The organism is Serratia sp. NA_13, from assembly GCF_052691735.1.
The window spans coordinates 1-11,667 of record NZ_JBQZFV010000003.1 but is presented as its reverse complement, the minus strand read 5'-3'; the positions used below and the strand labels follow the sequence as shown (position 1 = coordinate 11,667).

Below are 11,667 nucleotides of genomic sequence, written 5' to 3'. Positions count from 1 at the left end.
AGAGGCCGATAAATAAAAATCAGGAAAATCAATTTATTGATTTTCGGCTGCTCACCACAAAGCAGGAAAAACCACGCTTTTTCCTGCTTTGTCAGCAACCTAAAACCGGAGCCTGGACTCCGGTTTTTTATTACCAACGCTAATCTTAAGCCACGCTAACCGCCGGGACGTCAGCACGTTTCAGCAGCGCGTAAGACACACCCGCCAAGAGCGTACCGGCAATAATCGCCACCAGATACAGCAGTACCGGAGTGATAGCGCCAGGGATCAGCAGCACGAACAACCCGCCGTGCGGCGCCATCAGTTTGGCACCAAACGCCATGGACAGCGCACCGGTCAGCGCGCCACCAGCGATGCAGCATGGCAGCACGCGCATCGGGTCACGGGCGGCAAACGGGATCGCCCCTTCGGAGATAAAGCACAGGCCCAACACCAGCGCCGCTTTCCCGCCTTCCTGTTGTGACTTGTCGAACTTGCGACGCGCCAGCAGCGTTGCCAACCCCATCGCCAGTGGTGGCACCATACCGGCAGCCATAATCGCCGCCATCGGTGCATACACCGAAGAACTCAACAATGCCACGCCAAAGGCATAGGCCGCCTTGTTGACTGGCCCCCCCATATCGGTACACATCATGGCACCAAGTATCGCGCCCAGCAGCACCGCATTCGCGGTACCCAGCGACTGCAGCCAGTGGGTCAGACCTTCCATGATTTTCGCCACCGGCGTACCGACGATGAAGATCATGATCAGGCCAACGATCAGGCTGGCAACCAGCGGAATAATCAGGATCGGTTTCAGCGCTTCCATACTCTGCGGCAAACGCAGTTTGGTGCTGATAAATTTGGCGACATACCCCGCCAGGAAACCGGCAATGATACCGCCGAGGAAACCGGCTCCGGTGCTCACGGCCAGCATGCCGCCAATCAACCCTGGCGTCAGACCCGGACGGTCAGCAATAGAGAACGCGATAAAACCAGCCAGCACCGGCACCATCAGTGCAAAGGCCGACCCCCCACCGATCTGCATCAATGCAGCCGCCAGCGTGCCTTTGACTTCGAACGCCTTGATACCGAATACGAATGACAGTGCAATACACAGACCGCCCGCCACTACCATCGGCAGCATATAAGACACACCGGTCAACAGGTGACGATAAGGCCCGGCACTCTCTTTCTTCTTGCCGTCTGCGGCCGGAGCACCGCTTTTTTGCGGCTGGAAAATCTCGGCTTCGGCCTGCGCCTTGTCCAGTTCCTGCGCGGTTTTCTTGAGCGCCAGCCCGGTAGAGGTGCGATACATCGGCTTGCCGGCAAATTTCTCCAGCTCCACTTCAATATCGGCCGCTACGATCACCAGATCCGCCGCCGCTACTTCTTCAGGCGTAATGGCATTGCCAGCACCGACAGAACCGCGGGTTTCAACCTTTACCCACCAGCCGCGTTTTTTGGCTTCGCTCTCAATCGCCTCTGCCGCCATAAAGGTATGCGCCACACCCGTTGGACAAGCGGTGATCGCCACAATGCGTTTTTGACCGGCTGGCTTGACCGTCGCGACAGTTGCCGCCGCCGGTGCCTGCCAGTTTTTTGCCTCAGCGATAGCCTGCGTCAGGAAGGCTTCAGGTTCACGCACCGCGTGCTCCACATCGCCCACATAAACCCGCTTGCCATTCAGCTTGGCGTCAGCAGGCGCAGATTGCCCCGCCACTACCACCAGCTCAGCCTCATCCGGGGACTCTACCAGCGTCAGGCCGGCTTTCGCCGCAGCAGCGCCGAGCATGCGTTTCGCCAGGTGACCACGCGCCTGCCCCAGCGAACTGTCTATCATCAGCAGTGTTTTCATTCTGCCTCCCGCTATTGATTAAAAGGTTTCAGGTCGACACGCGCCATCATCGCGGCCAACTGTGGACGGTCGGTCACGCCAACGTTGCTCTGGCTGACGGCCAGCGCAGCTACGGCGGTAGCCAAACGCAAAGTATGTTCACTGGATTCGCGCATCAGCAGGCCATAAATCAGGCCGCCGACCATCGAGTCGCCGGCACCGACGGTACTGACCACTTCGCAGGCCGGTGGCTTGGCGATCCAGGCGCCGGAAGCATTGACCCACAGCGCCCCTTCAGCACCGAGAGAAATCACCACGTGAGCAATGCCCTGATCGCGCAGCGCATGTGCGGCCTCAACCACGTCAGCCAGTTGTGGCAATGGACGACCGGCCCAGATTTCCAGCTCGCGACGGTTGGGTTTCACCAACCATGGCGCGGCTTTCAAGCCGGCAACCAAGGCTTCACGGCTGCTGTCGAAAATGATACACGGGCACTGAGCGCGCAGGCGGACCATCCAGTCTGTAAAGGCATCGGGATCAACCCCGGCCGGAAGACTGCCGCTCACGGCCACCATATCGAACTGACCGAGCCAGCTCAGGGAGTCGGTCACGAAACGTTCCCAATCCTGACCGCTCACCTCAAAGCCGGAGAAGTTGAAATCTGTCACTTCACCGTCTTTTTCCGTCAGCTTGACGTTAATGCGGGTGCGGCCCGGTACCACCTGGAAACGGTTGGCAATGCCCAGATCGCTGAACAGCAGCTGGAAGCCATCCTGGTTATCTTTGCCCAGGAAACCGCCTACCGTCACATCAATGCCCAAATCTTTCAGCACCTTGGCGACGTTAATGCCTTTTCCAGCAGCGTGCAGACCGGCGGTTTTGACCAGATTAACTTCACCGCGCTCGATCTCCGGGCAGAAGCCCACCAGATCGTAAGCCGGATTCAGGGTAATTGTTGCTACTCTTCTGCTCATGCTGCGCCCTCGCCCAGTCCTTCGTTAATGGCCTCACCGATCGCCTTCAGCGCCGATTCAGCATCTTCACCCTTGGCGGTAAAGCGCAGGTGATGTCCTTTCTTCACGCCCAACGCCACGACCTTCATCAGGCTGCGTCCGTTGGCCGGTTTGCCACTGCCATCCAGGTTGGTGACGGTAATTTCGCTCTCGAACTTCTTGATTACGTTGACCAGAGCCGTACCCGGGCGGGCATGCAGGCCGTGTTCGTTGCGAATGACGTACTCAGCACTCAGGGTGGTGTTTTCTTCTTCGACTTCGCTGGTCAACAAGGCCAGCACGGTAACAGCATCGGCGTTCAGCAAGCGTTCAGCTTTATTTGCCAGCAGCAGGTCACTCAGGTAGTTCAGCACCGCCAGCGGTTGCTGGTCAGCTACCGACAACGTCAGCAGCAGCGCGACTTTTTCGCCGTCTTCGTCAAACGCCTGGACAGGGCGGCTCAGGGTAGCCGCGCTGGTCAGATTGCCTTCGGTGCTGTCGCTCAGCCAAATGCCCTGCCCCAGATTCAGTGGCTTGCGGGTAATGACATCGCTGACAAACTGGGCGTTGACCGCGCCGATTTTCTGCAAACGACCGGCATTCAGCGCCTGCAGCGTCATCAGGCTGTCGGCGGCCACATCGAGCGCAATCAGCGAAGCGTCAAATTTGAACTCTGCCGTCAGCTTTTCGCCCATCAGCAGGCTGCGCAGCTCTTCTGCCGAGGTGGTTTTCACCAACTGTTCGGCTACGCTGTCATCGCTCAGCACGTGGGTCAGCTGGCGCAACAGCGCCAGGTGTTCGTCGGAACGGGCGGCGATACCGATAACCACAAAGGCAGTTTGGCCTTCGCCCCACTCAATGCCCTGCGGGAACTGAAATACCTGCACACCGGTGTTCAGCACCAGATCGCGGGTGTCGGTGGTGCCATGCGGAATGGCAATGCCGTTACCCAGGTAAGTGGAAGTTTGCAGCTCGCGCTGCAACATGCCGTCCACATAGGCGGCGCTGACGCAGCCAGCTTCGGTCAGTGCGGCGGCAACCTGTTGGATGGCTTCCTGCTTGCTGCCGGCAGCCGCGCCCAGGTGAATATCTTGCGGTGACAACTGGAACATGATTCTCCTCTCCTGCTGAATTGAATCGTTTCAGCTTCATTGGGAAAAAGGAGCGTTATCGGTACGGAATCATCGCGCCCATAACGCTGAAACGTTTCAAGGAGTGTGTGAGCTGTACCGGCCGAAAGCAAGTTTTCTCAAAATTGATGTGATAGATTTTTGACCTTACGCACACTTCTCCAGAAGGGTTATCCGTTGCGGCACTAAAATGACATACTGTGCTGAAACTTGGCTGACGGAGAACAGCATGACCGTAGTAGCGGGCGTAGGGGTAATCATCGTAAATGAACAAGGGGAAATATTGCTGGGGAAACGCTGCGGTCAGCACGCTCCTTTCTGGTCGATTCCCGGCGGGCATCTGGATGCCGGTGAAACCTTTGAACAGTGCGCTCAGCGTGAGATTGCCGAAGAAACCGGGCTGATGATCACCCCGCCCAGTTTTATCGGTGTCAGCAATAATCTGCAAACCTGGCGCGCCGAAGGGAAACATACAATATCCGTCTGTTTGCTGACGCAGCATCCCGGTGGCATCCCAGCACTCAAAGAACCGGAAAAATGTGCCGAATGGCGTTGGTGCTCTCCGAACCAGTTACCGGAACCCCACTTCGAAGCCAGCCGTAACGCCATTCTTCTTTGGCAAACAGGCCAAGCCTACCAGCCGACGAAATAGCCTTTTCTTTCAGTATTTTTCTGCCCTGTCCATGATCTCGATCATGGGCTGATAGAGACACATCAAAAATTCGTTATATAACCAAAAATATAACGTTGTAAAATCCCTCAAATGACCATTTTTCTGCTAAAAAATAACCCTATAGTATTAGGTGACATTGCTAATGTTACCTATAATTCCTCAGGTATGTCGGCGCTCGGCCAGCACTTTTTTGGCACGATTTTCCTTGGTATTTCATAATTATAAACGGGTTCAATATGACTAATAAATTCACTAGCTTGATAAAAAAGCACCGCTGGGGATGGCTTTGGCTTTTGCTGCTGGGGATTATCCTCGGGGCAGCATTATTAGCGGGTACCGCCACCATATTCCACAAAACCAGCGACACCGCTTTCTGCGTGTCCTGTCATACCATGCAACAGCCGCTGGCCGAATATCAGGGCAGCGTCCATTTCCAGAATCCCAAGGGGATTCGCGCTGAATGCGCCGACTGCCACGTCCCACACGAACCGCTTGATTACCTGTGGACCAAGATCCGCGCGGTAACAGATATTTATGACGAGATGGTGGGCACTATCGATACGCCAGAAAAATATGAGGCGCATAAGCTGGCCATGGCCCAGTCGGTATGGAAGATGTTGAAAGAAAACGACTCCGCCACTTGCCGTTCATGCCACAGCTTTGACGCCATGGACATCACAGCGCAACGGCCTGAAGCGCGTATTCAGCATCCGGTGGCTATCAAGCAGGGTGAAACCTGTATCGATTGCCATAAAGGTGTAGCGCACATTCTGCCGGACATGAGCGGTGCCGCCCAGGCAGGTGCAGCCGAACTGGCGAAGGCCGCAGCTGAAACCTCGCCAACTGCCACCACGCTGTACACCATTGCCACCGAGCCTTTCTTCCTGAAACCGGACGACAGCCACAACGCTGGCAACCTGATGCCATCCACCGAAGTTCAGGTGGTGAAACAGGAAGGCGACAAGGTGCTGGCCAACGTCTCCGGCTGGCAACAGGACGGCGTAAGTGAAGTGTTCTACGCCGCACAGGGCAAGCGTATCCTCAGCGTTCTGCTGGGTGAAGACGCTCGCAAACGGCTGAAAACCGGCACCACCATGACCGATGCTGAAACCAGCCTGGTGTGGCACCAGGTTTCTCTGCAGGTCTGGCTGCCGCGTAAACAACTGATCGACGATCAGCAAAAAATCTGGCGCTACACCGCGGATATGATGTCGGCCAACTGCACCGGCTGTCACGGCCTGACCGCCCTCGATCGCTTCAACGCCAACCAGTGGATCGGCGTTATTAAAGGCATGGCTCCACGCACCTCGCTGACGCAGGAACAACTGCGCGTTCTGACACAATACGTGCAGAAGCACGCCAGTGACATGACGCCTGCCAAACCTGCCAGCTTTAAGGGAGAAGCGAAATGAGCAAATATCAACAACAAGCGTTAAAAATGAGCCGCCGCCGCTTCCTGACCGGCGCTACCGCGTTGGCCGCCGCCCCGTTGCTGGCGGGCCTGTGGCCCAAGTCGGCGTTGGCACAGGCCATCAGCCAGGCACTGCCGCAATTTGTGGTGCTGCGTCAGGCGCAAAAAGGCATTCTGACCGGCGCTCACTGGGGCGCTTTTGAAGCCATAGTACAGGACGGAAAAATGGTCGGCGTGCAGCCGGTCAAGGACGATCCTTACCCGAACGAACTGATCACCATGGCGCCCTATCAGGTGCATGCTGAAAACCGCATCAAATATCCAATGGTGCGTAAAAGCTGGCTGGAAGGTGGCCCCGGCAGCCATACCGAACTGCGCGGCCGCGACGAATGGGTGCGCGTCAGCTGGGACCAGGCGATTGAACTGGTTTGTGGCGAGATCACCCGTTTGCAAAAAGATCGTGGCCCGCAGTCAATCTATGCCGGTTCCTATGGCTGGAAGAGCGTCGGCATGCTGCACAACAGCCGCACGCTGTTGCAACGCCTGATGAACCTGACCGGTGGCTTCCTCGGTTATGCCGGTGACTATTCCACCGGTGCCGCACAGGTGATCATGTCACACGTGGTCGGCTCCATGGAGGTTTACGAACAGCAAACTGCCTGGCCGAACGTGATTGAAAACAGCCAACTGGTGGTGTTGTGGGGCTGTAACCCGATGATCACACTGAAAAACAGTTGGAACGTGCCGGACCATTACGGCCAGACTGGCTTTGAGGCGCTGAAGAAGAAAGGCACCCGCGTGATCAGCATCGACCCGGTGCATAACGACAGCGCCAAATTTATCGATGCGCAGTGGATTGCCCCGCGCCCTTATACCGATGGCGCCATGTTGATCGGTATCGCCCACACGCTGTTGACCGAGAAGTTGCATAACCCGGACTTCCTGAAAACCTACACCGCCGGCTTCGACAAGTTCCAGGCTTATCTGCTGGGCGAAACCGATGGCACGCCGAAAACGGCCGAATGGGCCGCCGATGTTTGCGGTGTCGATGCCAACGTATTGCGCCAACTGGCACGCGACATGGCGAAAAACCGCACCATGATCATGGGCGGTTGGGGCATTCAACGTCAGCATCATGGCGAACAGCAGCACTGGCTGTTGGTCACCGTGGCGGCGATGCTCGGCCAAATCGGTCTGCCGGGCGGGGGCTTCGGCTTCAGCTATCACTACTCTTCCGGCGGCAGCCCGACGGCAAAAGGCGGCATCATTTCCGGTATTTCAGCCGGTAACGCGCCGAAGAATTCACCGGCACCGATCCCGGTGGCACGCATCGCCGAATGCCTGAGCAATCCGGGCAAGACCATTAATTTCAACGGCACTCAGGTCACCTACCCCGAGGTGAAAATGGTGTATGTGGCCGGTGGCAACACCTTCCACCAGCACCAGGACACCAACAATCTGGTCAAGGCCTGGCAACGGCCAGACACCATCGTGGTGAATGAACCATACTGGACCGCCACCGCCAAACACGCCGATATCGTGCTGCCGGCCACCACCAGTTATGAACGTAACGATCTGGAAATGGGCGGCGACTACTCGCAGCTGTATGTGTTCCCGATGCATCAGTGCGTGGAGCCGCAGCATGAGTCGCGCAGCGATTTCGATATCTTCGCGGCCATGGCGGCCAAGCTGGGTGTACAGGATGCCTTTACCGAAGGCAAAGATGAGACTCAGTGGCTCAAAGGCATGTACGACGACATGAAAACCCAGGCACGCGCCGCCCGGGTGGCCCTGCCGCCGTTCGACATGTTCTGGGCATCCAATAACTATGTGCGCTTCCCGGTGCCCAAAGCCAATACCCAATGGGTACGTTTCGCCGACTATCGCGAAAACCCGCTGCTCAATCCGTTGGGGACGCCATCCGGTAAAATCGAGATCTACTCCGACGCCATTGCCAAAATGGAGTATCAGGATTGCCCGGGCATCCCGACCTGGATGCCGCCGCATGAATGGTATCGTGGGCCGGAAGCGGTGAAGTATCCGCTGTCGCTGAACACCGCGCACCCGCTCAACCGTCTGCACTCGCAGCTCGACAATACGCCTCTACGTAAAAAGTACGCGGTAGCGGACCGGGAAGCGATTGTGATCCATCCGCAGGACGCCAAGTCACGCGGCATCGCCAGCGGTGATCTGGTACGTGCTTTTAACGATCGCGGCCAGATCCTGGTGGGAGCGGTAGTCAGTGAAGACGTGCGCCCTGGCGTGGTTCGCATCAGCGAAGGGGCCTGGTTCGATCCAGCCGATCCTTCACAACCAGGCTCGCTGTGCAAGAACGGTAACGTGAACTGCCTGACCTTCGACGTCGGCTCTTCCAGCCTGGCACAGGGGAACTGTGGGCAGATGGCCCAGTTGCAGATCGAGAAGTATCAGGGTGAGGTGCTGAAAAACACCGCGCACGACGTGCCGGCTGGCGCGTAAAGTTTAATCGAGTATTACCAGGGCGATGGTGACATCGCCCTTTTTTATGCCCTTATACCGGAAAAAACTTTTACTATTAAGTTGACCAGTTTCGGCTCCAGCGCTAACCCGCAGATGTTCTGCCCTGGCGCGCGAACACGCCGAACGCACCGGGCGCGAAGCCGTGATGTTCAGTTCGATCCTGCGGGCGCAGCTTTCCCTCGCCTAGGTAATCGGGCTACCGATCGCCTTTGCACTGGCCCTGGGTTTCAGTTTTAAAGTGATGTATCTGGCCGCCGCAGCAGCGTTCATCCTGTATGGCGTGCTGGTGTGGAAAATGCGGCCCTCGAAGCGCAAAACGCCGGTAGCCACCAGCACTACGCTGGAGGCCCCACGACAATACCGTCGCGATACGCTGCTGCTGTTTATGGCCTGCACCTTTATGTGGACCGCCAACAGCATGTACCTGATCAATATGCCGCTGTATATGGTGCATGAGCTGCAGTTGCCGCCCCCCTGTTTACCAATACCACTCGCGTGGGTTGGATTTTAACCAGTTCCATTGCTGGCATGGTGGCGGAAGTCTGGAATTATCACGCGGTGTTTTATTCCGCGCTGGCGATGGTGGTCGGCCTAGTGCTGTGCTTGTGGAAGCTGAAAGACGCGTAAAGCAGGCTTAGGGGGCCGTATCCACTTCCAGCTTGGCCAAATAGATTAGCGCCTGGTCACGGTGGTCGTGACACATTTCGCGGCTGGCCTGCAGGCTGCCACAAACTTTGGGCCGCAGCGGCGAGTGAAACAGGCCACAGCGCAGTTGCTCGCTCAGATGTATGCAGCGGGTATTGGCGGGCTTGCCGTTGGGCATGCCGGGGATCGGGCTGGATATTGAAGGCGCTATACAACAGGCGCCACAGTCGGCACGGCAGTCCATCAGCGAGTCTCTCGGTGGGCTGGCAGAATTGAAGCGCGACAATATCAGTAGCGCTCATCCGCCGCCAGCAGAATCCGGGTTAGCCGCACAATCTTTACATCGCCCTTTTTTGACCATTGATGGGTTCCACTCATACCGGGCTAAAACACGCTTCAAATCACACCGATCACCTAGATTAATGCATGAAACAAGCATATTGACGGCTTTACATGCGCCGACCGCACATGTACCATTGAGCTAGTACAAAAGAACTTACGGTCAATAAGACCACTCAGGAGCAAAAATGTCCGCGGACACCATCCAGAAGCTTTCCCGCCCTTCGGTCCTTGGCGGCGCGATGATCATTGCAGGCACCGCCGTCGGCGCTGGCATGTTCTCCATTCCTATTGTGACTTCTGGCGTGTGGTTCAGCGGCTCGGTCGCGCTGCTGATTTATACTTGGGCCTGCATGCTGATCTCTGGCCTGATGATCCTCGAGGCTGCGTTGCACTACCCGAGCGGTGCCAGCTTCAATACCATCGTCAAGGATCTGCTGGGCAAAAGCTGGAACGCCATTAACGGCATTTCCATCGCCTTTGTGTTGTACATCCTGACTTATGCCTATATTTCCGCCGGTGGCTCAATTATCGCCCACACGCTGGAAGGCATTGTCGGCGTCGGGCAGACCACCGCCGGGCTGGTGTTTGCCATTGTGGTGGCGTTTATCGTCTGGTTGTCCACCCGCGCGGTCGATCGCCTGAGCACCATCCTGATCGGCGGTATGGTGATCACCTTTGTGATGTCGGTGGTCGATATGTTCACTCATGTGCAACCGGCAGTGCTGTTTAACCGCGGCGACAGCCAGGCCAGCTACCTGCCTTACGCCCTTGCGGCGCTGCCTTATCTGCTGACCTCGTTCGGCTATCACGGCAATGTGCCCGGACTAGTGAAGTATTATCACAAGGATAGCGGTGCCGTGGTGCGTAGCCTGGTGTATGGCACGCTGCTGGCGCTGGCGATCTATATCCTGTGGCAATATGTGATCCAGGGCAACATCGCCCGCGACGCCTTCCGACAGGTGATTGCCGAAGGCGGCAATATCGGCAGCCTACTGAAACAGATGGGCAACGTCTCCAGCAGCCAGACCGTGGGTCAACTGCTTAATGCCTTCTCTTATATGGCACTGGCCAGTTCATTCCTTGGGGTCTCGCTTGGCCTGTTCGATTATCTGGCGGACTTCTTCAAATTCAGTGATGACACTGCCGGACGCAGTAAAACCGCGTTGGTGACCTTTGCACCGCCGACCATCGCCGCCCTGCTGTTCCCGAACGGCTTCCTGTACGCCATCGGCTTCGCCGGGCTGGCAGCCACCATTTGGGCGGTGATCATACCGGCCATGATGGCGCGCGCAAGTCGTCGTCGCTTTGCCCAGGCACAATATCGCGCTCCCGGCGGACGGGGAATGATCCTGTTTATCATTTTGTTCGGGGTGATCAACGCCGTTGCACACGTGCTGGCCTTACTGGGTCTGTTGCCGGTCTTCAAGTAATACCGCAGGGGATGGCGTTCGCCATCCCTTTTTCCACCACTGTTTTTGTTTGATCTGCTTGCCTGAAATCATCGGCGCGAGTAACTTGTCGCAACTTACCAAAAACTCTTTATTGCAGGTTATTTTATATGGCAAAGGCTAACGAAATTAAGCGTGGCATGGCGATCAGCTACAACGGCAAACTGCTGCTGGTGAGAGACATTGATGTACAGAGCCCAAGCGCACGCGGTGCCAGTACCTTATACAAAATGCGTTTCTCGGACGTCCGTACCGGGCTGAAGGTAGAAGAGCGTTTCAAGGGTGACGATATTCTGGACACCATTAGCCTGTCCCGCCGTAAAGTGAACTTCTCTTACATCGACGGCGAAGAATACGTGTTTATGGATGACGAGGATTACACCCCTTACATCTTCAAGAAAGACCAGATCGAAGACGAACTGCTGTTCATTCCTGAAGCCGGCCTGCCGGGTATGCAGGTGCTGACGCTGGAAGGCCAGGTATTGGCGCTGGAACTGCCGCAGACCGTGGATATGGAAATTGTCGATACCGCACCGGGCATCAAAGGTGCCTCCGCCAGTGCCCGCAACAAACCGGCCACCATGGCGACCGGCCTGACCATTCAGGTACCGGAATATCTCAGCGCCGGTGACAAAATCCGCATTCATATTGCCGAACGCCGCTATATGAGTCGCGCCGACTAGTTGAAATTCAGGGGCCGATTATGGCCCC

9 protein-coding genes and 1 pseudogene are annotated in these 11,667 nt (G+C 56.7%); 6 read left to right on the top strand and 4 right to left on the bottom strand.

The annotated features are described in order from the left end of the window. Positions 1 to 145: 145 nt before the first annotated feature. The 3 genes from fruA to fruB are packed head-to-tail and all read right to left on the bottom strand — an operon-like array spanning position 146 to position 3,920. A complete protein-coding gene (gene fruA, locus ACUTSU_RS06690; protein WP_445650339.1) occupies positions 146 to 1,837 on the bottom strand; it encodes a PTS fructose transporter subunit IIBC in 1,692 nt (563 codons plus the stop codon). A gap of 11 nt (positions 1,838 to 1,848) precedes the next feature. Next, positions 1,849 to 2,790 (bottom strand): 1-phosphofructokinase, encoded by a 942-nt coding sequence (gene fruK, locus ACUTSU_RS06685; RefSeq protein WP_135317278.1) that lies wholly within the window; start codon positions 2,788 to 2,790, stop codon positions 1,849 to 1,851. Continuing rightward, a complete protein-coding gene (gene fruB / locus ACUTSU_RS06680; RefSeq protein ID WP_445650338.1) occupies positions 2,787 to 3,920 on the bottom strand; it encodes a fused PTS fructose transporter subunit IIA/HPr protein in 1,134 nt (377 codons plus the stop codon). Before fruB ends, fruK begins: the two co-directional genes overlap by 4 nt. A 247-nt stretch (positions 3,921 to 4,167) precedes the next feature. Here fruB and ACUTSU_RS06675 point away from each other — a divergent pair, with 247 nt between their 5' ends. From ACUTSU_RS06675 to ACUTSU_RS06660, 4 genes and pseudogenes are all read left to right on the top strand, one after another. Further along, entirely contained in the window at positions 4,168 to 4,590 is a 423-nt protein-coding gene (locus tag ACUTSU_RS06675; protein ID WP_445650337.1) for a nucleotide triphosphate diphosphatase NUDT15, read from the top strand. Between the two features lie 257 nt (positions 4,591 to 4,847). Next, entirely contained in the window at positions 4,848 to 6,023 is a 1,176-nt protein-coding gene (locus ACUTSU_RS06670) for a NapC/NirT family cytochrome c (RefSeq protein WP_445650336.1), read from the top strand. Continuing rightward, a complete protein-coding gene (gene torA, locus ACUTSU_RS06665) occupies positions 6,020 to 8,500 on the top strand; it encodes a trimethylamine-N-oxide reductase TorA (RefSeq protein ID WP_445653930.1) in 2,481 nt (826 codons plus the stop codon). The genes ACUTSU_RS06670 and torA overlap by 4 nt, the downstream gene beginning before the upstream one ends. An 81-nt stretch (positions 8,501 to 8,581) precedes the next feature. After that, a pseudogene (locus tag ACUTSU_RS06660) lies at positions 8,582 to 9,148 on the top strand (MFS transporter); the annotation flags it as partial. Positions 9,149 to 9,155: 7 nt separating this feature from the next. Here ACUTSU_RS06660 and ACUTSU_RS06655 read toward each other — a convergent pair. Further along, positions 9,156 to 9,410 carry a YkgJ family cysteine cluster protein gene (locus ACUTSU_RS06655; protein ID WP_261094312.1) on the bottom strand — a complete coding sequence of 85 codons (255 nt, stop codon included), beginning with the start codon at positions 9,408 to 9,410 and terminating at the stop codon, positions 9,156 to 9,158. Positions 9,411 to 9,693: 283 nt separating this feature from the next. On the opposite strand from ACUTSU_RS06655, the gene mtr reads away from it, so the two are divergent. Together mtr and yeiP are read left to right on the top strand one after the other, a co-directional pair. Then, entirely contained in the window at positions 9,694 to 10,938 is a 1,245-nt protein-coding gene (mtr, locus tag ACUTSU_RS06650; protein WP_445653929.1) for a tryptophan permease, read from the top strand. Positions 10,939 to 11,066: 128 nt separating this feature from the next. Further along, positions 11,067 to 11,639 (top strand): elongation factor P-like protein YeiP, encoded by a 573-nt coding sequence (gene yeiP / locus ACUTSU_RS06645; protein ID WP_012145953.1) that lies wholly within the window; start codon positions 11,067 to 11,069, stop codon positions 11,637 to 11,639. Positions 11,640 to 11,667: the final 28 nt, after the last annotated feature.